Source organism: Sphingomonas adhaesiva, from assembly GCF_002374855.1.
GTDB classification, from domain to species: Bacteria; Pseudomonadota; Alphaproteobacteria; order Sphingomonadales; family Sphingomonadaceae; genus Sphingomonas; species Sphingomonas adhaesiva.
This window is the reverse complement of sequence record NZ_NWVC01000002.1, coordinates 129,971-150,599: the sequence shown is the minus strand read 5'-3', so window position 1 is coordinate 150,599 and position 20,629 is coordinate 129,971. Positions and strand designations below refer to the sequence as shown.

Genomic DNA, 20,629 nt, shown 5'->3' with positions numbered 1-20,629 from the left:
ATCCGCCCATTCGCCATTGAAGCGCCGCGCCGGCGCGGGTAAGCGGCGTTTCACGATGGGCATCAATCTCAATCCGTTCACCTGGTGGACCGGCGCGTCCTGGGGCACCATCCTGTACGGCCTGCGCGGCATGAAGCAGGTCGGCGAGGATTCGCTGGGCAACACCTATTGGCAGGGCGGCCGCGATACCGCGGGCGAGCCGCGCCGCTGGGTGATCTATGCCGGCGCCAACGACGTCAGCCGCATTCCGCCGGAATGGTTCAGCTGGCTGCACCGGCAGGTGGACGGCGTTCCCGGTGAGGTGCTGCCCCCGCCGCGCGCGTGGCAGAAGCCGGCGGTGCCCAACATGACCGGCACGGCGCTCGCCTATCGTCCGATGGGCGCGCTGGAGAAGGGCGGCACCCGCGCCGCCGCGACCGGCGATTATGAGGCGTGGAACCCCGACGCATGATCCGCCGGCTCGCGATCGGCGGGCTGGTCGTGGTGGCGGTGGCGGGCGCGGCCTGGACCGGCGTGAACGTGCTGGGGGATCGGCGGCGCGACGCGCCGCAAGTCAGCAAGGCGGTGCCCGATGCGGTCCCCGCGACCGCGGGCGCCGATGCGCCCGGCGCGGGCGACACCGTGCAGCTGGATGCGCAGGACGCCACCGTCGACTACGGCAAGACGCCGATGGCGGAGCGGGTGGCGGTGCTCGGCCTGCTCAACAAGCGCAACGGCGTCAGCCGCGACGTGACGATGCGCCCGGGCCAGGCGCTGCGCGTCGGTGACGTGGTGATCCGGCTGCGCGCATGCGAAAGGACCGCACCGTGGGAGACCGAGCAGCTGACCGGCGCGTTCGTCCAGCTGGCGGTACGCAACATCGACGGGCAGTGGCGGCGGGTCTTTTCGGGCTGGCTGTACAAGGAACGCCCGCAGCTGAACGTCGTGCTGCACCCGGTCTATGACGTGTGGGCCAAGAGCTGCACCGTCAGCTTCCCGGAAGGCGCGGCGTCGGAACTGGCCAGCCGGTCGAGCGCGAAGAAATCGCCCGCCCCCTCGGACGCCGCCGATGCGGCATCGACCGAGGCGGAGGACGCCGCCCCGGCGGACGAGCCGGTCGCCGAAAGCGCATCGCCCAGCAACGCCATGTAGCGGCTGCGGTCGATCTCCACCGCCCCCAGCGAGGCGAGATGATCGGTCATGAACTGGCAGTCGAGCAGCGTGAACCCGCCCGCCGTCAGCCGCGCCACCAGCGTGGCGATCGCGACTTTCGACGCATTGGGTGCGCGGCTGACCATGCTTTCGCCGAAGAAGGCCCGCCCCATCGCCAGGCCGTAGAGGCCGCCGACCAGCGTGGCGCCGTCCCAGCATTCGACCGAATGGGCCAGGCCCAGCGCGTGCAGCCGGACGAAGGCCTGTTCGATCGCGCCGTTGATCCACGTTTCCGGCCGGTCGTCGGCCGCCTGCGCGCACAGCGCGATGATCCGTTCGAAGGCCTGGTCGGCGGTGACGCGGAAACGATCCGCGGCGATCACCTTGCGCAGCGAGCGGGAGAGGTGGAAGCCGTCCAGCGGCAGGATCGCGCGGCGGCGCGGTTCGACCCAATAGACGTCGGCGGCATCGCGGCTGTCCGCCATCGGGAACACGCCGACCGAATAGGCGCCGAGCAGCAGCGACGGGTCGAGCGGGGCGGGGGCCGGATCCGTCATCAGGCGGGTCGTCGTTCGATCCTCCGCCACAGATGGGTGAAGGCGGCGGCGACCGGGCTGCGCGGTGCGGCGACGCCGACCGGCAGCCGGCGCGCAGTGGCGTTTTCCACCGCGCTGGCCATCGGGATCGCGGGCCAGTCGGGATGCCGCTGCATCGCCTCGACATGCAGCGCGCGGCGGCGATCGACCATCACATGCACCGGCAGCATCGGCACCTGTCCGCCGAACTGCGCCTCCACCGTGGCGAAGGCGCGCTGCGACAGCGGGGAGGGGATGACCGGCACCACGATCAGGTCGGCGGCGCGCGCGACCTGATCGGCGGTTTCGGTCAGGCCCGGCGGGCAATCGAGGATCACCACGTCATGGTCGCCCAGGTCGGCGATCAGCTTTCGCAGCCGCCGCTTCTTGTCGAGTTCGCGGAACAGGTGGTTGAGATCGCGCAGCGAATGGTCGGCGGGCAACAGCTCCAGCCGGTCGAACCGGGTGCGCTCGATCATCTTGGCGGGCGCGACATCGCGGGAGAACAGCGCCTGCGCGCGGTCGTGCTGCCCGCCGTCGCCCAGGATCCAGCTGGACGCGGCCTGCGGATCGAGGTCCCACAACAAGGTCCGCCGCGCCGACAGGGCGGAGGCGCACCACGCCAGGTTTACCGCGAGGGTCGATTTCCCGACGCCGCCCTTCAGGCTGTAGATCGCGATCGTGATCATGTTGACGGATGTTAGGGGCGCCGCGCCGGCCCGGCAAGGCGCGGTACGATGCCCAAGAAAAAGCCCTCCCCGCGATGGCGCGGGAAGGGCGTTGAACGATGGAATGCGCGATCAGGAGTGGCAGGCGATCGCCGACTTGCCCGGGCGCGTCAGCGTGACGTCGGTGGTCGAACCGGTCAGCGACCAGCCGCCCTCCGCGGTCAGCGGCTTGCCCGCTTCCGCGCCCTTCAGGGTGGTGGGGGTGCCGCCCTTTTCGGTGCGCACGACCACCTGCTTGTCGCCCTGGAAGAAGGTGACGTAGACGAGGCTGCCGTCCTTGCAGCGCATCGTCTTGTCCGCCTTGATCGCGGGCGGCAGCTCGACCGGCGCGGCATTGGCGAGCGTCGAGGCCATCGGATCCGGGTTGGAGTCCAGCACCTGCGGCTTGGACGGTTCGGAGTTACATGCTGCGAGCGCGAAGATCGCGGCGGCGAGGGGAAGAAGGGGGAGCGTCTTCATAGCCCTTGCCGCTTCGCTTATGCGGAAAAATACGTCAAGGGCGCGATGCAAACGACCGATTTTTCCGCGCGCGCGAATGGCCGCTATGCCGGCGCCTCAAAGGCGGTCCATCGGCGACGAAAGTTTTTCGATCGCTTGCGCCGCGCGGGCCGCGCAAGCATCTAGGCGCCATGCATACGACCCCCGATACGCTGGCCCTGATCGGCAACACCCCGCTCGTCCGACTGAAGGGGCCGAGCGAGGCGACCGGGTGCGACATCTTCGGCAAGTGCGAGTTCGCGAATCCCGGCGCCAGCGTGAAGGACCGCGCCGCGCTGTCGATCGTCGAGGACGCCGAGGAGCGCGGGCTGCTGTCGCCCGGCGGGACGATCGTGGAGGGGACGGCCGGCAATACCGGCATCGGGCTGGCGCTGGTCGCCAATGCCAAGGGATACCGGACGATCATCGTCATGCCCGACACCCAGTCCAAGGAAAAGATGGACACGCTGCGCGCGCTGGGGGCGGAGCTGGTGACGGTGCCCGCCGCGCCCTATTCCTCGCCGTGCCATTTCGTGCACACTTCGCGCCGGATCGCGGAGGAGACGCCGGGGGCGATCTGGGCCAACCAGTTCGACAATATCGCCAACCGCCGTGCGCATATCACCGGCACCGCCGAGGAGATCTGGGCGCAGATGGACGGGCGGATCGACGGCTTCACCTGCGCGGTCGGTACCGGCGGCACCTTCGCGGGTGTCGGCCTGGGGCTGAAGGCGAAGGATGAGGGCGTGTGCATCGCGCTGAGCGATCCGCACGGCGCGGCGCTGTACGATTATTATGCGCATGGCGAGCTGCGGTCCGAAGGGTCGTCGGTCGCCGAAGGGATCGGGCAGGGGCGGATCACCGCCAATCTGGAAGGCGCGCCGGTCGACACGCAATTCCGCATCGCCGACCAGGAGGCGCTCGACTGGGTCGACCTGCTGCTGCGCGAGGAAGGGCTGTGCCTGGGGCTGTCGTCGGGCATCAACGTGGCGGGCGCGGTGCGACTGGCGCGGGAGCTGGGGCCGGGCAAGCGCATCGCGACGATCCTGTGCGATACCGGCTTCCGCTATCTGTCGACGCTCTACGATCCGGTGTGGCTGACCGCCAAGGGGCTGGTGCGGCGTACCGCGTGAGCGCGGGAATCGACACGCACGCGGCGATCGGATACGATCGCGGGACGAAATGAAGGTTCCGCATCGCGACAAGGACAGCGCCGAGCGCGCACAGGCCGATCAGGTGCGCCAGCGCGTGCGCGTGGGGATGAGCGGGCTGGCGGCGATCGTCCTGCTGATCGGGCTGGCCAGCGCGGTCTTCTCCAGTGTCGATCACGATGCCTCGACGAAGGCCGCCGCCGGCGCGGCAGACCCCGCGGGGGTCGTCACCAACCAGGTCGCGCCCGCCCCGGCGCCATCGGCCAGCAACGAGCCGCTTGCCGAACTGGGCGTCACTCCGGCGGCGGCGAACACCCCTGCGCCCGCTGCTTCCCCCTCTGCCGCGCACTGAGCGCGGCGATCCGGCCATGATGATCGCCCGTTTTCCGCGCGCCGGCACGGAGTCGCACGTCGTGGCGACGCGTCCTGCCGTTTCGCGTCGGGGAGAACCGGGGACGGGGCGGGGAAGGGCGGGGAATCGTGCCCCAGAACCGCCCATCGCGCGCGATCTTAATCAGCCGATCGCCCGGTCGCCGCTTCCGTTCCCGGCGGATCCGCCGGATGGCAAAGGATTTTGCGGCTGATCCCCGATCTTCCCCGAAAATCCCTTCTCATCCCCGATTAACCCTGATACATCCTCCAACACGACATTGGGGGCAGAACCACTGTTGGTGACCGACGCAGATCGTCGGCGGGCGGCGATGGCCGTTCGCCGGGCAGCTCGGTTTTGCGCCCCGCGTGCGAGGTGGGCGTGGCAGAAAGGGTGGACTATCAGGGAAAGGGACTGGGCCTTGTCGACGACAAGGGCCGGGTAGCCATTCCCAACACCCTGCGCGCGATGCTGGCGAAGAACGCCCCGCGCGAGGATGGCAAGGACGGCGGCACCGTCATCATCGCGCCGCACCCCGAACACCGCTGCCTGATCGCCTACGACCCCGGCTTCGTGCCCTATTGGAAGGCGAAGCTGGAGGCGCTGGACGCCGCGCAGTTCGAGAAGAGCGGGCGTGTCGACTATAACATCCTGGACCGCGCGGGCGGGGCCGAGCCACTGCCGTTCGACGGATCGGGCCGCTTCATCATGCCGACGTTCGAGCGCCGCTATGCGCGGATCGGCGCGGCCGCGGTGTTCCTGGGGTCGTTCAACTGGATCACCATCTGGGCGCCGCAGATCCTGATCGAGACGCCGGGCATCGACCCGTTCCTGAAGGAATTCGTGGAATTCACCTGCGAGGACAAGGGGATTTCCCTGTCATGAGCGGTGACGCCACCATGCCGCACATCCCGGTCCTGCTGGACGAGGTGATCGACGCGCTTGCCCCTGCCCCCGGCGAGCGCCACGTCGATGCCACCTTCGGTGCCGGCGGCTATACCCGCGGCATCCTGGCACGCGGTGCGCAGGTGATCGCGTTCGATCGCGATCCCGATGCGATCGACGCCGGCGGCGCGCTAGTGGAGGAGGCGGCCGGCGCGCTGGTGCTGGTCCCTGCGACCTTCTCGGCGATGGCCGAGGAACTGGCGGCACGCGACTTGTCGCCCGTCGATGGCGTGACGATGGACATCGGCGTGTCGTCGATGCAGCTTGACCAGTCGGCGCGCGGTTTCTCGTTCCAGGCGGACGGCCCGCTCGACATGCGGATGAGTCAGGCGGGCATGTCCGCGGCCGATTTCCTGAACGGGGCGGATGAGGAGGCGATCGCCGACGTCCTTTACCGTTATGGCGAGGAGCCGAAGTCGCGGCGGATCGCGCGCGCGGTCGTGGCGGCGCGCCCGCTGGCCACCACGGCGCAATTCGCCGCGGTGGTGCGCAAGGCGCTGGGCCACCGCCCGCACGACAAGAAGGACCCGGCGACCCGCGCGTTCCAGGCGGTCCGCATCCACGTCAACGGCGAGCTGGACCAGCTGGAGCGCGGGCTGGAGGCGGCCGAGCGCGCGCTGAAGCCCGGCGGGCGGCTGGCGGTGGTGACGTTCCATTCGCTGGAGGATCGCATCGTCAAGCGGTTCCTGCGCGACCGGTCGGGCGGCGCGCCCGGCGGATCGCGCCACATGCCGGTTGCCGCGCCGACGCGCGCGCCGACGTTCGAGATCACGTCCCGCGCGGTGCGCGCGGGCGAGCAGGAGCTGGCCGCGAACCCGCGCGCCCGCTCCGCCACACTTCGTACCGCCCGGCGTACCGGGGCGGCTTCTTGGGTTCTGGAGGCGTAACGATGGCGGCGATGTATCGGTTGAAGGGGCTGGGCTGGCTGGCCAGCTGCGCGATGGTGGCGATCGGCTTCTACCTCGTGTCCTCGCAGGTGGCGGCGGAGCGCAAGAAGCTGGAGCAGATCGACCGCAAGATCGTGTCGGCGCAGCGCGATATCCGTGCGCTGGAAACCGAATTCGACGTGCGCGCGAACCTGGCGCAGCTGGAACGCTGGAACGGCGACACGCTGGCGCTGACCGTGCCGACCGCGCAGCAATTCGTCGCGGACGAAGCCGCGCTGGCGTCGCTGTCGCCCGATCACGGCCTGACGCTGCCGGGCGGCGACGGCGCGGTGCGCACGGCGCAACTGATCGTTCCTGCCACCCCCGCCGCCGCCAATGCCCCCGCGATCCAGAACGCCGCCACCCCGATCGCCCCGTCGCCCGCACCGGTGGTGCGCACCGCCGCGCTCGACACCGCGCGCCGCGCCCCGATCGCGGTCGGCGGGATGGTGAAGGTGGTTGCCCCCGCCACGTCGGCCCGCGCGACGCGGCTGACCCCGGCAGTGGCGACCGCCGCGGCGACGCAGCCGGCCCGCGCGATGAAGGCGGTGGCGATGCTCGACAAGTCGCTGCTGAGCGATTCGACGATCGGCGACCTGCTGAGCGGCGCGCGGACGGAGCGGAGCCGCCTGCGTTGACCGCGCTGGTGGCCCGGCCGATCCGCCACGCCCGCACCGGGGAACAGCGCCAGCAGGTGCTGGCGACGCAGCATCTGCGCCTGATGGTGCTGATGCTGCTGTTCGCGGGCGCGATCCTGATCGTGGTCGGGCGGCTGGCGATCCTGGGCGTGATGGAGGGCGGCGATCGCGGCGGCGCGGCGGCGGCGATGGCGCCGCGCGGCGACATCGTCGATCGCAACGGCGCCCCGCTGGCGCGCACCATCGACGCCTGGACGATCGGCGTCCACCCCAAGAAGCTGATCGGCGACCCCGCCGATATCGCGCAGAAGCTGGCCGACCTGATGCCCGACAAGGGCGACCAGTCGTGGTTCTACGCCCAGATCACGCGGCCCGTCGCCTTCACCTATCTGAACCGCCGCGCCAGCCCCGCGCTGGTCGAGGCGGTGAACGCGATCGGCGAGCCGGGGATCGTGTTCGAGCGCGAGACCCAGCGGCTGTACCCGCAAAGCACGCTGGCCGCGCACGCGCTGGGGTTCATCAGCGGCGGACGCGGGATGAGCGGGATCGAGCGCGCGCTGGACGAGCGGCTGACCAACCCGTCGCTGTCGGGTGCGCCCGTCGCGCTGTCGATCGACAGCCGCGTGCAGGCGGCGATGGAAAGCGAGCTGGGCCGCGCGGTCGGCGCCTATCAGGCAAAGGGCGGGGCGGGAATCGTCCTGGACGTCGACACCGGCGAGATCGTGTCGATGGTGTCGATGCCGCTGTTCAACCCCAATCGCGTCGGCATGGCCGGCACCGAGGAGCTGCGCAACAACACCATCCAGTCGGTCTACGAACTGGGCAGCGCGTTCAAACCGATCACCATGGCGGTCGCGATCGATTCGGGGATCGTCACCAGCATGTCGCGCCGCTTCGACGCGACCCAGCCGCTGCAGGTCGGCCGGTTCAAGATCAAGGACGATCACGCGCAGAACCGCTGGCTCAACATTCCCGAGACGCTGGTCCATTCCAGCAACATCGCCACCGCGCGCATCGCCGACGAGATCGGCGCGGCGCGGATGCAGCAGATGTTCCGCAAGCTGGGTTTCGATACCAAGCCGGATATCGAACTGCGCGAGAAGGGCCGCCCGCTGTGGCCGGTCTATTGGGCGCGCACCACGACGATGACCACCGCCTACGGTCATGGCATCGCGGTGACGCCGCTGCATCTGGCCAGCGCCTATGCCGCGCTGGTCAACGGCGGCATCTGGCGCCCGGCGACGCTGCTGAAGGTGCAGCCGGGCCATGCGGCACAGGGCCGGCGCGTCATCAAGCCGGAAACCAGCTATCGCATCCGCCAGCTGCTGCGGCTGATCGTGGAGGACGGCACCGGGCGCAAGGCCGAGGCGCCGGGCTATCGCGTCGGCGGCAAGACCGGCACCGCCGAGGTGCCGCGCGCCGGCGGCTATGCCAAGAATGCGAACGTCTCGACCTTCGCGGCGGCTTTCCCGATGGACGCACCGCGCTATGTTGTCATCGCGATGCTCGATTCCCCCAAGCGCGTGGCGGAAAACTCCTTCCAGACCACTGCCGCCTATACCGCGGCCCCCGTCGTCAGCCGGGTCATCAGCCGTACCGGCGCGATGCTGGGCGTGATCCCCGACGACCGGCGCGACATCGACGTGTCCGAACTGTCCGGGCTGCTGTGGCATGCCCCGGGCGAGAATGCGGCGGACCCGGAATGAAGCTGGCGCAACTGGTGCCCGGCGCGGGCGGTGATGACGCGGCGACCGTCACCGGCTTCGCGATCGACCATCGCAAGGTCGCGCCGGGCACGGTGTTCGGCGCGTTCGAGGGCGCGCGCGTCAATGGCGAGGATTTCATCCCCGCCGCGATCGAGGCCGGCGCGATCGCGATCGTCGCGCGGCCCGAAGCGCGGGTCGAGGGCGCGCTGCACATCGCCGATGCCAATCCGCGCGAATGTTTCGCGCGGCTGGCGGCGCGCTTCTTCGCGCCGTTCCCCGGCACCGCGGTCGCCGTCACCGGCACCAACGGCAAGACGTCCAGCGTAGAGATGACGCGGCAATTGTGGCGGCTGGCGGGCCACCATGCCGCGTCGATCGGGACGCTGGGCGTCACCACCGCCGACGACCGCGTCACCACCGGGCTGACCACGCCCGACGTCGTCACCTTCCTGTCGAACGTCGCCGGGCTGGCGCGCGAGGGGGTGACGCATGTCGCGTTCGAGGCATCGAGTCACGGGCTGAGCCAGTATCGGACCGAGGGGTTGCCGGTGCGCGCGGCGGCGTTCACCAACCTCAGCCGCGATCACCTGGACTATCACGGCGACATGGCGGCCTATTTCACCGCCAAGCTGCGGCTGTTCGCTCAGGTGCTGTCGGACGACGGCGCGGCGGTGGTATGGGCCGACGATCAGCAGTCGGAAAGGGTGATCGATATCGCGCGCGAACGCGGCAATCGCGTCTTCACCGTGGGGGAGCATGGCGACGACCTGCGGCTGATCGCGCGCGAGCCGACGCTGCTGGGGCAGGGGCTGACGATCCGCGCCGACGGGGCGGACCATCGCGTCACGCTGCCGCTGATCGGCGCCTATCAGGCCGCCAACGCGCTGATCGCGGCGGGGCTGGTGATCGTGACCGGCGGCGATGCCGCCGCGACGATCGCGGCGCTGGCGCGGTTGCAGCCGGTGCGCGGGCGGCTGGAACGCGCGGCGATCAGCGCGCGCGGCGCGCCCGTCTATGTCGATTACGCGCATACGGCCGATGCGCTGGAGGCGGCGTGCGCGGCGCTGCGCCCGCATGTCGCCGGGCGGCTGATCCTGGTGTTCGGCGCCGGCGGCGACCGCGACACCGGCAAGCGCGCGCTGATGGGCGCGGCGGCCGCGGCGCATGCCGATGTCGTGATCGTGACCGACGACAATCCGCGGTCCGAGGATCCTGCGGCGATCCGTGCGATGGTTCTGGAGGGCGTGCCGCACGCGCGCGAGATCGGCGACCGGCGCAGCGCGATCGCGGCGGCGGTGGGCGAGGCGCAGGCGGGGGATATCGTGCTGATCGCGGGCAAGGGACATGAACAGGGCCAGATCGTCGGCGATCTGGTGCTGCCGTTTGACGATGTCGCGGTCGCGCGCGAGGTGGCGGCATGACGCTGTGGACCGCCGGGGCGATCGCCGCGGCCACCGGCGGCACCGCGTCGCGGGACTTCGCCGTCACCGGCGTCGCGTTCGATTCGCGTGAGGTCGGGCCGGGCGACCTGTTCGTCGCGCTGACCGGCGAGACGACCGACGGGCATCGCTTCCTGGACCAGGCGTTCGCGCAGGGCGCGGCGGGGGCGATCGTGTCGCGGGACACGGCCCATCCGCACGTGCGCGTCGCCGATACCTTCGCCGCGCTGGAGGATCTGGCGCGCGCCGCGCGGGCACGGGTGGCGGGCCGGGTGATCGGCGTGACCGGATCGGTCGGCAAGACATCGACGAAGGAGGCGCTGTTCGCCGCGCTGGACCGATCGCCCGCGAAACGCGCGCACCGGTCGGTGAAGAGCTACAACAACCATACCGGCGTCCCGCTCAGCCTGTCGCGGATGCCCGCGGACAGCGATTATGCGGTGCTGGAGATGGGGATGAACCATGCCGGCGAACTGGCGCATCTGACCACGCTGGTCCGCCCGCATGTCGCGCTCATCACCGCGATCGCGCCGGCGCATACCGAATTCTTTCGCGACGAAAGCGCGATCGCCGACGCCAAAGGCGAGATTTTCCAGGGTTTGGAGCCGGGCGGGGTCGCGATCGTGCCCTTCGACAGCCCGCATCGCGACCGGTTGATCGCGGCGGCGCGGCCCCATGCCGCGCGGATCGTGACGTTCGGCATCGGGAAAGGGGCTGACGTCCACCCGATCGAGATGGCCGGTGCGCCGTCCGGCGGCACCTTCGTCACCGCGCGCGTCGGCGCGCGAGAGGTGAGCGTGACGGTGGCGCAGCCGGGCGCCCACTGGGTCTCCAATGCGCTGGCCGTGCTGGCCGTCGCCGATGCGGTCGACGCGGATCTGGCGCTGGCGGGGCTGGCGCTGGCGGAGCTGGGCGGCCTGCCGGGACGCGGCGCGCAGATCGCGATCACGCCGGCGGGCGGCGGCGGCACCGCGACGCTGATCGACGAAAGCTACAACGCCAATCCCGCATCGATGCGCGCGACGCTGGCCGTGCTGGCGCAGATGCCCGGCCGGCACGTCGCGATCCTGGGCGAGATGCGCGAACTGGGTGATGCCGGCCCCGCCTATCACGCCGACCTGGCCGCGCCGGTGATCGACGCGCGCGTCGAAACGGCCGTGCTGGTCGGCGAAGCGATGCGCGATCTTGCACGGGCGCTTGAGGGGCGGATCGAATTCGTCCATGTGCCCGACGCTGCCGCGGCGCTGGACAAGGCGCGTGCCCTGATCCGCCCCGGCGACGCGGTACTCGTCAAGGGTTCCAACGGGGTAGGGCTGGCGCGGCTGGTGGCCGGACTGGCGGGCGGGAAGACATAAGTGCTGTATTGGATCGCTGAACAGCTCGGTTTCCCGGGCGCGCTGAACCTCATCCGCTACCTGTCGTTCCGCGCGGGCGCGTCGGTGGCGACCGCGCTGTTCATCGGCCTGATCATCGGGCCGCGCTTCATCGGCTGGCTGCGGGTGCGGCAGGGCAAGGGGCAGCCGATCCGCGCCGACGGGCCGCAGACCCATCTGGCCAAGCGCGGCACGCCGACGATGGGCGGGCTGATGATCCTGACCAGCCTGTCGCTGTCGATCCTGATCTGGATGGACCTTCGCAACCCGTTCGTCTGGGCGTGCATGTTCGTGACGCTGGGGTTCGGCGCGATCGGGTTCCTCGACGATTACGACAAGGTGCGCAAGGCGAGCACCGCGGGCGTTTCCGGCAAGGTGCGGCTGCTGCTGGAATTCGCGATCGCCGGGGTCGCGGCGTGGATCATCATGCAGGAGAACGGCTCGGGCGTGTTCTTCCCGTTCACCAATCGCTATTTCATCGACCTGGGCTATGCCTATCCGCTGTTCGCGGCGTTCACAATCGTCGCGTTCGGCAATGCGGTGAACCTGACCGACGGGCTGGACGGGCTGGCGACGATGCCGGTCATCATCGCCTCGGTCGCGTTCATGGTGATCGTGTATCTGGCGGGCAACGTGAAGTTCGCCGATTACCTGGGCATCCCGCACGTGCCCCGCGCGGGCGACCTCACGATCTTCTGCGGCGCGGTGATCGGCGCGGGCCTCGCGTTCCTGTGGTACAATGCGCCCCCGGCGGCGGTGTTCATGGGCGATACCGGCAGCCTTGCGCTGGGCGGCGCGCTGGGCACGATCGCGGTCGTCGCGCATCACGAGATCGTGCTGGGGATCATCGGCGGGCTGTTCGTCGTCGAGGCGATGAGCGTCATCATCCAGGTGTTCTGGTACAAGCGCACCGGCAAGCGCATCTTCCGCATGGCGCCGATCCACCACCATTTCGAGCAACTGGGGTGGAGCGAGCCGACGGTGGTGATCCGCTTCTGGATCATCAGCCTGGTGCTGGCGCTGGCCGGGCTATCGACGCTGAAGCTGCGATGATCGTCGCGCGCGCCTTCGCCGGGAAACATTATGCGGTGCTGGGGCTGGCGCGCTCCGGCGCCGCGGCCGTTCGGGCGCTGCTGGCGGGCGGCGCGCGCGTGACTGCCTGGGACAATGACGTGGTCAAGTGCGAGGCGCTGCTGGACGAGGTGGGGTGCGAGGCGCTGGCGATCGCCGATCTGGAGGCGATCGACCTTGGCGACGTCAATGCGCTGGTCGTCTCCCCCGGCGTGCCGCTCAACCGCCATCCGCTGGCGGCGAAGGCGCGGGCGGCGGGCGTGCCGATCATCGGTGATATCGAATTGTTCGCGGAAGGACGCGCCGACTTGCCCGCGCACAAGGTTGTCGGGATCACCGGCACCAACGGCAAGTCGACGACCACCGCGCTGGTCCACCATATCCTCGACACCGCCGGCATCCCCGCGCGGATGGGCGGCAACATCGGCCTGCCGATCCTGGCGCAGGAGCCGCTGCCGGAGGGCGGTGTCTATGTTCTCGAGCTGTCGAGCTACCAGATCGACCTGACGCAGACGCTCGATTGCGACGTGGCGGTGCTGCTGAACGTCACCCCCGACCATCTCGACCGCTACGACGGGTTCGAAGGCTATGCCGCCAGCAAGGCGCGGTTGTTCGCGATGCAATCGCCCGCGCATCTGGCGGTGGTCGATTACGAGGCGGAGGCGGAACTGGGCGTGCTGGACGGCGCGCCGGCCGGGCTGAACGTCCGCTTCATCGACGGCGTGCCGCTGCCCGGCGATCAGGCGCGCTGGCCGTCGTTGCAGGGGCCGCACAACGAACAGAATGCCAAGGCCGCGGTCGCGGTGGCCGAGGCGCTGGGCGTGCCCGCCGAGACGATCGAGCGCGCGCTGGAAAGCTTCACCGGCCTGCCGCACCGCATGGAGCGGATCGCGACGCTGAACGGCGTGGCGTGGATCAACGACAGCAAGGCGACCAATCCCGAAAGCGCGGCGCCCGCCCTGGCGGCCTTCCCGCGCATCCACTGGATCGTCGGCGGCAAGGCGAAGGGGGACGACCTGGACGCCTGCGCGCCCTATTTCGACCATGTCGTGCGCGCCTATACGATCGGCGATTCCGGCGCGCGCTTCGCCGCGGTGCTGCGCGGGCACATGCCGGTCGCGGAGGTGGAAACGCTGGACCGCGCGGTGAAGCTGGCCGCGCAGGAGGCGGAGCGCGGCGACGTGGTGCTGCTGTCCCCGGCCGCTGCGTCGTTCGACCAGTTCACCGATTTCGAACATCGCGGGCAGGTGTTTCGCGCGCTGGTGGAGCAGATGGCATGACCGAGGGCAAGCCGGCGGGCGGCGCGATCGACCGCGGGCGTTTGAAGGGCCGCGGAGGGCGCGGCGATCCGTCGCCGCTGGGCACCTGGTTCTGGGATATCGACCGCGTGCTGCTGCTGCTGGCGCTGTTCCTGATCGCGATCGGACTGCTGGCGGTCGCCGCCGGTTCGCCTGCCAGCGCGATGCGCTATTCGGGCGAGCATCTGAAGTTCGAGCCGCTGCACTATTTCTGGCGCCAGACGATCTGGGTGGCGGTGTCGTTGCCGGTGCTGTTCGGCGTGTCGATGCTGCCGGTGCAACTGGCGCGGCGGATGGCGCTGGTGGGCGCGGCGGTGTGCATCGCGTGCCTGGTGCTGATGCCGTTCATCGGCATGACGGTGAACGGCGCGAAGCGCTGGATCGGCTTCGGCTTCGCGCAGTTCCAGCCGTCCGAATTCCTGAAGCCGTTCTTCGTGGTGACGGTGGCGTGGCTGCTGTCGCTGAAGTCGCGTGACCAGGAACTGCCGGTGACGATCATCACCGCGGGGCTGACCGGGGTGATCGCGCTGCTGCTGATGCTGCAACCCGATTTCGGGCAGACGGTGATCTTCTGCCTGATCTGGCTGGCGCTGGTGACGATCGCGGGGACGCCGACCAAGACGATCATGGGGTTCGTCGCGCTGGTGCCCGCCGGGCTGGTGGCGGCCTATCTGTTCTACGGCACCGCGCGCTCGCGGATCGACGCCTTCCTGTTCCCGGGTGTCGAGGGGGAGGGCGCGGCCGACCATTTCCAGACCAACGCCGCGCACGCCACGCTGACCGCGGGCGGCTGGTTCGGGACCGGGCCGGGCGGCGGCACCGTCAAGTTCGGCCTGCCGGAGGCGCACACCGACTACATCTATTCAGTGATCGGCGAGGAATTCGGCCTGCTGGCGTGCATGATCGTCGCGCTGGTGTTCCTGGCGCTGGTGGTGCGCGTGTTCGTCAAGCTGCTGGACGAACAGGACCCGTTCAAGCTGCTGGCGGCATCGGGGCTGGCGGTACAGTTCGGGGCGCAGGCGCTGGTGTCGATGGCGGTCAACACCGGACTTGCCCCGTCGAAGGGCATGACCCTGCCGTTCATCAGCTATGGCGGGTCGTCGATGGTCGCGCTGTCAATCGGGATGGGGTTGCTACTGGCGTTCACCCGGCGCAACCCGTTCCTGATGCGCAGTCCCTATATCACCCGCTGGAACACCGAATGACCCGTACGCGCCATTTCGTCCTCGCCGCCGGCGGAACCGGCGGCCATATGGTCCCCGCCGCTGCGCTGGCGGAGGAACTGACCCGTCGCGGACACCGGGTCGCGCTGGTCAGCGACGCGCGCGGGGTGCGCTTCCCGGGCCTGTTCGAGGGCGTCCAGACGCACGTCATCCCCGCCGGGCGCTTCGCCGGCGGGCCGGTCGGCTGGGCGAAGGCGGCGCGCGAGATGTGGCAGGGCCGCGCGATGGCGGCCGAACTGTACCGCACGTTCAAGCCCGCGGCGGTGGTGGGCTTCGGCGGCTATCCCGCGTTCCCCGCGCTGTCGGCGGCGTTCGCGGCGGGCATCCGCACCGCCGTCCACGAACAGAATGCCGTGCTGGGCCGCGTCAACCGGCTGGTCGCGGGCAAGGTGGACGCGATCGCCACCAGCTATCAGGAAACCGAGCGGGTCAAGCCGCGGCTGCGCGACAAGGTGCACCTGATCGGCAATCCGGTGCGCGACAGCGTGCTGGCGCTGCGTGCCAAGCCCTATCCGCTGCTGGACGAGGAAGGCATCTTCCGCGTGCTGGTGACCGGCGGCAGCCAGGGCGCGTCGATCCTGAGCCAGGTGGTGCCCGACGGTCTGGCGATGCTGCCGGTGGCGTTCCGCCGCCGCCTGCAGGTGACGCATCAGGCGCGGATCGAGGATATCGATGCGGCGCGCGAGAAATACGCTAGCCTGGATATCGCCGCCGATCTGGCCACCTATTTGCCCGACCTGCCGGAGCATCTGGGCTGGGCGCATCTGGTGATCGCGCGCGCGGGTGCCTCCACCATCGCGGAGCTGACCGCAGCAGGGCGCCCGGCGATCCTGGTGCCGCTGCCCAGTGCGACCGACGATCACCAGACCGCCAATGCGCGCGAGATCACGCGCGCGGGCGGCGCGCGTACCATTCCGCAATCCGCCTTCACGCCATCGGAACTCGCCAAGCAGATGCAGAAACTGGGCCTCGACCCCGAAGCACTCCAGAACGCCGCTGCGCGCGCCCGCGCCTGCGGCACGCCGGAGGCCGCCAGCGATCTGGCCGATCTGGTCGAAAGCCTCGACGCGCCGCGCATCGCGCTGCCGGTCGGTTCGGGCAAGCCGCGCGAGGTGTTCGCATGAAGGGCGTCGCCACCGATATCGGCACGATCCATTTCGTCGGCATCGGCGGGATCGGCATGTCCGGCATCGCCGAGGTGATGCACAACCTGGGCTACAAGGTGCAGGGTTCGGACGTCGCGGAAGGCTATGTGGTCGAGGGGCTGCGCACGCGCGGCATTCCGGTGACCATCGGGCATGACGCCGCGAACGTCGAGGGCGTGGCGGTGGTGGTCACCTCCACCGCGGTCAAGCGCGGCAACCCGGAGGTCGAGGCCGCGCTGAAGAACCGCATCCCCGTGGTGCGGCGTGCGGAGATGCTGGCCGAGCTGATGCGGCTGAAATCCACCGTCGCGGTAGCCGGCACACACGGCAAGACGACGACCACGTCGATGGTCGCCGCGCTGCTGGATGCCGGCGGGGTGGACCCGACGGTCATCAACGGCGGGATCATCAACAGTTACGGCAGCAACGCGCGGCTGGGCGCGAGCGACTGGATGGTGGTGGAGGCCGACGAAAGCGACGGCAGCTTCCTGCGGCTGGACGGGACCATCGCGGTCGTCACCAACATCGACCCCGAACACCTCGACCATTACGGCGATTTCGATGCGGCCAAGCGCGCCTATGTCGAGTTCGTGGAGAACGTGCCCTTCTACGGCGCGGCGCTGCTGTGCCTGGATCACCCGGAGGTGCAGGCGCTGATCCCGCGCGTGCGCGACCGGCGGATCGTCACTTATGGCTTTGCCGCGTCGGCCGACGTGCGCGGGGTCAACGTCACCCCCTATCCCGGCGGCAACCGGTTCGAGGCGCTGATCCGCCATCGCGACGGCAGCGTGCGCTCGATCGAGGGGATCGACCTGCCGATGCCCGGGCGCCACAACGTCCAGAACGCGCTGGCCGCGATCGGTGTCGCGCTGGAACTGGGGATCGACGATGCGACGATCCAGCGCGGGTTCGAGCGGTTCAGCGGGGTCAAGCGCCGCTTCACCAAGGTGGGCGAGGTGGCGTTCGCGGACGGCGGCGTCGCGACGGTGATCGACGATTACGGGCACCACCCGGTGGAGATCCGAGCGGTGCTGGCGGCGGCGCGCGAGAGCGCGACAGGCAGGGTCATCGCGGTGGTGCAGCCGCACCGCTATTCGCGGCTCGGCAACCTGATGGAGGATTTCCGCGGCGCGTTCAACGACGCTGACCTCGTCTATGTCGCACCCGTCTATGCCGCCGGTGAGGCGCCGGTGCCGGGCGTCGATGCCGAGGCCCTGGTCGCGGGCCTGCGCGATCGCGGGCACCGCCAGGCGGATACGATCGCCGATGCCGAGGCGCTGGCCGACGCGCTGGCGGATGAGGTGCGCAGCGGCGACCAGGTGATCTGTCTGGGCGCGGGCGACATCACCAAATGGGCCGCCGGGCTGGCCGGTGCGATCGAGGCGCGGCGGTGATGCCCGGCTGGTTCGACGCGGTATCGCAATGGCAGCAGCAGGTGATCGACGCGCAGCGCCGGATGCTCGACGCCGGCCGGCACGCCAAGGATGCCGGCGCCGCGATGCTCGACGCGCAGGAGGCGACGAAGCGCGCCGCCGAGGCCAATCTGGCCGCATGGCAGGCGTGGACGCGGCTGTGGGGCGCGGGGCCGTGGTGACGGCGGCGACGCTGCCCGTGGTGCGCGGACGCCTGACCGCGCACGCGCCGCTGGCGCCGCTGGTGTGGTTCAAGTCGGGCGGCGCGGCGCAATGGCTGTTCGAGCCGGCGGACGCGGACGATCTGGCGGCGTTCCTGCGCGATCTGGATCCGGCGGTGCCGGTGATGGCGCTGGGGCTGGGGTCGAATCTGATCGTCCGCGACGGCGGGGTGCCGGGCGTCGTCGTGCGGCTGGGCAAGCCGTTCGCGACCGCGGCGGCGCTGGATGCGACCACGCTGCGCTGCGGCGGCGGGGCGAGCGGTATCCTGGTGTCCTCCACCGCGCGTGACGCGGGGGTGGCGGGGCTGGAATTCCTGCGCTCGATTCCCGGCACGGTCGGCGGGTTCGTGCGGATGAACGGCGGCGCCTATGGCCGCGAGACCGCCGACGTGCTGGTCGAGGCGGAGGTGGTGATGCGCGACGGCGTGCGGCGGACGCTGGCGGTGCGCGAGCTGGGCTACAGCTATCGTCATTCGGCGTTGCCCGATGGCGTGGTGGTGATCGGCGCGACGTTCCGCGGCATGCCCGGCGCGCCGGACGCGATCCAGGCGGAGATGGACCGCATCGCCGCCGCGCGCGAGGCATCGCAGCCGCTGCGGTCGAAGACCGGCGGCTCCACGTTCAAGAACCCCGACGGGCACAAGGCGTGGCAGCTGGTCGATGCCGCCGGATGTCGCGGCCTGACGCTGGGCGGCGCGCAGGTGAGCGAAAAGCACACCAACTTCCTGCTCAACACCGGCACCGCGACCAGCGGCGAGATCGAGGCACTGGGCGAACGGGTAAGGGAACGGGTGAAGGCGGCGAGCGGGATCGAACTGGAATGGGAAATTCAGCGCGTGGGAGTGCCGGCATGACCGGCTCCCTCCACATCGCCGTGCTGATGGGCGGATGGTCGGCGGAGCGCGAGGTATCGCTGATGTCGGGCGCGGGCGTGGCCGAGGCGCTGGAATCGCTCGGCCACCGCGTCACGCGCATCGACATGGCGCGCGACGTCGCCGCGCGGCTGGCGGCGGCGGCGCCCGATCTGGTCTTCAACGCGCTGCACGGTACCCCGGGCGAGGACGGCAGCGTGCAGGGGCTGCTGGACCTGATGGGGCTGCGCTATACCCATTCGGGGCTGGCGACGTCGGTGATCGCGATCGACAAGGTGCTGACCAAGCAGGTGCTGGTCCCGGCGGGCATCCCGATGCCGGGCGGGCGGATCGTCATCAGCGAGGAGGTGTTCGCCGCCGATCCGCTGCCGCGCCCCTATGTGCTCAAGCCCGTCAACGAAGGCTCGTCGGTCGGCGTCGCGATCGTCACCGCGGACGGCAATTACGGCCAGCCGATTGGGCGCGACGTGCGCGGGCCGTGGCAGGAATTCGACACGCTGCTGGCCGAACCCTATGTCCGCGGGCGTGAACTGACCACGGCGGTACTGGGCGACCGCGCGCTGGGCGTCACCGAATTGCGGCCCAAGTCGGGCTGGTACGATTACGACGCCAAATATACCGACGGGATGACCGACCACATCTTCCCCGCGCCGATCCCCGACGACATCGCGCAGGCATGCCTGTCGCTGGCGGTGCAGGCGCATCGCGTGTTGGGGTGCCGGGGATGCAGCCGGTCGGATTTCCGCTGGGACGACGAACGCGGCGTCGACGGGCTGTTCCTGCTGGAGGTCAATACCCAGCCGGGCATGACTCCGCTAAGCCTGGTGCCCGAACAGGCGCGGCATACCGGCATGAGCTATGCCGAGCTGGTCCAGGGGATCGTCGACGAGGCGATGCGGGAGCCGCCGCGGTGAGCCGCACGATCCGCCGCGGGGGACCGCCGCAGCGCCGCGCGCCGGTCGCCAACCGCCGCCGCGTCGCCAGACAGTCGTTCGGCGACCGCATCATCGCCAAGCTGCCGCTGACCGAGGACGGGCTGCGCCGCGTGGTGACGTGGACGGTGCTGGCGGGCGTCGGCGGTACGGCGCTGTTCGTCGCGTCGCTGCTGGGGGTGCCGCAGGCGATCGGCGTCGGCATCGCGGAGGCGGGGGCGCGCGCCGGCCTGCGGGTCGAGCAGGTCGATATCACCGGGCTGAAGCGGATGGACCGCGAGACGGTCTATGCCATCGCGCTGGAGGACCAGCCGAGCCGCGCGATGCTGCGCGTCGATCTGGCCCGGGTGCGCGAACGGCTGCTGGCTTATGGCTGGATCGCCGACGCCTATGTCGCGCGGCGGCTGCCCGACCGGCTGCTGATCCATATCACCGAGCGTGATCCGGCGGCGGTGTGGCAGGACAACGGCCAGCTGACGCTGATCGACGCGGAGGGGCGGTTGCTGGCGCCGGTGGATGCCGCGCACATGCCCGACCTGCCGCTGGTGATCGGCCCCGGCGCCGACCGGCAGGAGGCCGGCTATCAGGCGCTGCTGGCCGCGGCTCCGGCGCTGAAGCCGCGCATCCGCGCCGCAACATGGATCGGTAACCGCCGCTGGGACCTGACTTTCGACAGCGGCGAGACGCTGGCGCTGCCGCAGGACAATGCGGCGCAGGCGCTGGTGAAATTCGCGCAGCTGGACGGCGCGCGATCGCTGCTGGGCAAGGGGTGGCTGCGCTTCGACATGCGCGATCCGGCCAAGCTGGTCGCGCGGCGTCCGGGGCAGGACCGCGCCAGCGCGCTCGCCGACGACGGCCGCGCTGATGAAGGCACGGCGGGCGGCATGGCAGGCGGCGCGGGGACGACCGGCGACGACGGCACGGGCAACAAGACCTCCGAAGCACGCGCAGGGGACGCGGCGCGCGGACAAGAGGCATAACAGGGGCGAGAAGCAC

General features: G+C 70.3%; 21 protein-coding genes and 1 pseudogene. 19 read left to right on the top strand and 3 right to left on the bottom strand.

Annotated features, from left to right (window positions below; translation table 11 throughout):
• Window positions 1–55 precede the first annotated feature (55 nt).
• Window positions 56–451, top strand: coding sequence for an NADH:ubiquinone oxidoreductase subunit NDUFA12 (locus tag COA07_RS05170; RefSeq protein ID WP_066711132.1), 396 nt, complete (start codon window positions 56–58; stop codon window positions 449–451).
• Window positions 448–903: pseudogene (locus tag COA07_RS18755) on the top strand (DUF2155 domain-containing protein); the annotation flags it as partial. The gene COA07_RS05170 and the pseudogene COA07_RS18755, both read left to right, overlap by 4 nt.
• Window positions 904–938: 35 nt before the next feature.
• On the opposite strand, the gene aat reads toward COA07_RS18755, so the two are convergent.
• The 3 genes from aat to COA07_RS05150 form a co-directional block, all read right to left on the bottom strand.
• Window positions 939–1,688, bottom strand: coding sequence for a leucyl/phenylalanyl-tRNA--protein transferase (aat, locus tag COA07_RS05160; RefSeq protein ID WP_066711128.1), 750 nt, complete (start codon window positions 1,686–1,688; stop codon window positions 939–941).
• Window positions 1,688–2,395: a ParA family protein gene (locus COA07_RS05155; protein WP_066711126.1), complete on the bottom strand. Its 708-nt coding sequence runs from the start codon at window positions 2,393–2,395 to the stop codon at window positions 1,688–1,690. The genes aat and COA07_RS05155 overlap by 1 nt, the downstream gene beginning before the upstream one ends.
• A gap of 111 nt (window positions 2,396–2,506) precedes the next feature.
• Window positions 2,507–2,893, bottom strand: coding sequence for a hypothetical protein (locus COA07_RS05150; protein ID WP_066711124.1), 387 nt, complete (start codon window positions 2,891–2,893; stop codon window positions 2,507–2,509).
• 170 nt (window positions 2,894–3,063) lie between these two features.
• Here COA07_RS05150 and COA07_RS05145 point away from each other — a divergent pair, with 170 nt between their 5' ends.
• The 17 genes from COA07_RS05145 (at window position 3,064) to COA07_RS05065 (ending at window position 20,613) form a co-directional block, all read left to right on the top strand.
• Entirely contained in the window at window positions 3,064–4,044 is a 981-nt protein-coding gene (locus tag COA07_RS05145; protein WP_066711122.1) for a cysteine synthase A, read from the top strand.
• Window positions 4,045–4,093: 49 nt separating this feature from the next.
• Window positions 4,094–4,414: a hypothetical protein gene (locus tag COA07_RS05140; protein WP_066711120.1), complete on the top strand. Its 321-nt coding sequence runs from the start codon at window positions 4,094–4,096 to the stop codon at window positions 4,412–4,414.
• Between the two features lie 399 nt (window positions 4,415–4,813).
• Window positions 4,814–5,317, top strand: a complete 504-nt coding sequence (locus tag COA07_RS05135) for a division/cell wall cluster transcriptional repressor MraZ (protein ID WP_066490392.1) — start codon at window positions 4,814–4,816, stop codon at window positions 5,315–5,317.
• Window positions 5,314–6,264 (top strand): 16S rRNA (cytosine(1402)-N(4))-methyltransferase RsmH, encoded by a 951-nt coding sequence (rsmH, locus tag COA07_RS05130; protein ID WP_066711119.1) that lies wholly within the window; start codon window positions 5,314–5,316, stop codon window positions 6,262–6,264. Before COA07_RS05135 ends, rsmH begins: the two co-directional genes overlap by 4 nt.
• Before the next feature lie 2 nt (window positions 6,265–6,266).
• A complete protein-coding gene (locus COA07_RS05125) occupies window positions 6,267–6,941 on the top strand; it encodes a hypothetical protein (protein WP_066711117.1) in 675 nt (224 codons plus the stop codon).
• Window positions 6,938–8,647, top strand: a complete 1,710-nt coding sequence (locus COA07_RS05120; RefSeq protein ID WP_066711115.1) for a peptidoglycan D,D-transpeptidase FtsI family protein — start codon at window positions 6,938–6,940, stop codon at window positions 8,645–8,647. Before COA07_RS05125 ends, COA07_RS05120 begins: the two co-directional genes overlap by 4 nt.
• Window positions 8,644–10,068, top strand: a complete 1,425-nt coding sequence (locus COA07_RS05115; protein WP_096640572.1) for a UDP-N-acetylmuramoyl-L-alanyl-D-glutamate--2,6-diaminopimelate ligase — start codon at window positions 8,644–8,646, stop codon at window positions 10,066–10,068. Before COA07_RS05120 ends, COA07_RS05115 begins: the two co-directional genes overlap by 4 nt.
• Window positions 10,065–11,441 (top strand): UDP-N-acetylmuramoyl-tripeptide--D-alanyl-D-alanine ligase, encoded by a 1,377-nt coding sequence (locus COA07_RS05110; protein WP_066710129.1) that lies wholly within the window; start codon window positions 10,065–10,067, stop codon window positions 11,439–11,441. The genes COA07_RS05115 and COA07_RS05110 overlap by 4 nt, the downstream gene beginning before the upstream one ends.
• Complete coding sequence (gene mraY, locus COA07_RS05105; protein WP_066710124.1) at window positions 11,442–12,512, top strand: phospho-N-acetylmuramoyl-pentapeptide-transferase; 1,071 nt, start codon at window positions 11,442–11,444, stop codon at window positions 12,510–12,512.
• Window positions 12,509–13,810, top strand: a complete 1,302-nt coding sequence (gene murD, locus COA07_RS05100) for a UDP-N-acetylmuramoyl-L-alanine--D-glutamate ligase (RefSeq protein WP_066710122.1) — start codon at window positions 12,509–12,511, stop codon at window positions 13,808–13,810. The genes mraY and murD overlap by 4 nt, the downstream gene beginning before the upstream one ends.
• The gene (locus COA07_RS05095) at window positions 13,807–15,033 is read left to right on the top strand and encodes an FtsW/RodA/SpoVE family cell cycle protein (RefSeq protein ID WP_066710119.1); all 1,227 of its coding nucleotides are present in this window, start codon (window positions 13,807–13,809) and stop codon (window positions 15,031–15,033) included. Before murD ends, COA07_RS05095 begins: the two co-directional genes overlap by 4 nt.
• The gene (gene murG, locus COA07_RS05090) at window positions 15,030–16,175 is read left to right on the top strand and encodes an undecaprenyldiphospho-muramoylpentapeptide beta-N-acetylglucosaminyltransferase (protein WP_066710116.1); all 1,146 of its coding nucleotides are present in this window, start codon (window positions 15,030–15,032) and stop codon (window positions 16,173–16,175) included. Before COA07_RS05095 ends, murG begins: the two co-directional genes overlap by 4 nt.
• A complete protein-coding gene (murC, locus tag COA07_RS05085) occupies window positions 16,172–17,590 on the top strand; it encodes a UDP-N-acetylmuramate--L-alanine ligase (protein WP_066710114.1) in 1,419 nt (472 codons plus the stop codon). The genes murG and murC overlap by 4 nt, the downstream gene beginning before the upstream one ends.
• On the top strand, window positions 17,590–17,790 hold the full coding sequence (locus COA07_RS05080) for a hypothetical protein (protein ID WP_066710111.1): 201 nt from the start codon (window positions 17,590–17,592) through the stop codon (window positions 17,788–17,790). Before murC ends, COA07_RS05080 begins: the two co-directional genes overlap by 1 nt.
• A complete protein-coding gene (gene murB, locus COA07_RS05075; protein ID WP_245842057.1) occupies window positions 17,784–18,683 on the top strand; it encodes a UDP-N-acetylmuramate dehydrogenase in 900 nt (299 codons plus the stop codon). The genes COA07_RS05080 and murB overlap by 7 nt, the downstream gene beginning before the upstream one ends.
• Entirely contained in the window at window positions 18,680–19,615 is a 936-nt protein-coding gene (locus COA07_RS05070) for a D-alanine--D-alanine ligase (protein WP_066710108.1), read from the top strand. The genes murB and COA07_RS05070 overlap by 4 nt, the downstream gene beginning before the upstream one ends.
• Window positions 19,612–20,613 carry a cell division protein FtsQ/DivIB gene (locus tag COA07_RS05065; RefSeq protein ID WP_066710103.1) on the top strand — a complete coding sequence of 334 codons (1,002 nt, stop codon included), beginning with the start codon at window positions 19,612–19,614 and terminating at the stop codon, window positions 20,611–20,613. Before COA07_RS05070 ends, COA07_RS05065 begins: the two co-directional genes overlap by 4 nt.
• The last annotated feature ends 16 nt before the right edge of the window (window positions 20,614–20,629 follow it).

Coding starts and splice junctions, on each gene's coding strand:
- aat (WP_066711128.1), bottom strand. CDS start 1,688: ATGACGGATCCGGCCCCCGCCCCGCTCGACCCGTCGCTGCTGCTCGGC.
- COA07_RS05095 (WP_066710119.1), top strand. CDS start 13,807: ATGACCGAGGGCAAGCCGGCGGGCGGCGCGATCGACCGCGGGCGTTTG.
- COA07_RS05125 (WP_066711117.1), top strand. CDS start 6,267: ATGGCGGCGATGTATCGGTTGAAGGGGCTGGGCTGGCTGGCCAGCTGC.
- COA07_RS05140 (WP_066711120.1), top strand. CDS start 4,094: ATGAAGGTTCCGCATCGCGACAAGGACAGCGCCGAGCGCGCACAGGCC.
- COA07_RS05110 (WP_066710129.1), top strand. CDS start 10,065: ATGACGCTGTGGACCGCCGGGGCGATCGCCGCGGCCACCGGCGGCACC.
- murG (WP_066710116.1), top strand. CDS start 15,030: ATGACCCGTACGCGCCATTTCGTCCTCGCCGCCGGCGGAACCGGCGGC.
- COA07_RS05155 (WP_066711126.1), bottom strand. CDS start 2,395: ATGATCACGATCGCGATCTACAGCCTGAAGGGCGGCGTCGGGAAATCG.
- murD (WP_066710122.1), top strand. CDS start 12,509: ATGATCGTCGCGCGCGCCTTCGCCGGGAAACATTATGCGGTGCTGGGG.
- COA07_RS05115 (WP_096640572.1), top strand. CDS start 8,644: ATGAAGCTGGCGCAACTGGTGCCCGGCGCGGGCGGTGATGACGCGGCG.
- COA07_RS05070 (WP_066710108.1), top strand. CDS start 18,680: ATGACCGGCTCCCTCCACATCGCCGTGCTGATGGGCGGATGGTCGGCG.
- COA07_RS05080 (WP_066710111.1), top strand. CDS start 17,590: ATGCCCGGCTGGTTCGACGCGGTATCGCAATGGCAGCAGCAGGTGATC.
- COA07_RS05170 (WP_066711132.1), top strand. CDS start 56: ATGGGCATCAATCTCAATCCGTTCACCTGGTGGACCGGCGCGTCCTGG.
- COA07_RS05145 (WP_066711122.1), top strand. CDS start 3,064: ATGCATACGACCCCCGATACGCTGGCCCTGATCGGCAACACCCCGCTC.
- murC (WP_066710114.1), top strand. CDS start 16,172: ATGAAGGGCGTCGCCACCGATATCGGCACGATCCATTTCGTCGGCATC.
- COA07_RS05150 (WP_066711124.1), bottom strand. CDS start 2,893: ATGAAGACGCTCCCCCTTCTTCCCCTCGCCGCCGCGATCTTCGCGCTC.
- rsmH (WP_066711119.1), top strand. CDS start 5,314: ATGAGCGGTGACGCCACCATGCCGCACATCCCGGTCCTGCTGGACGAG.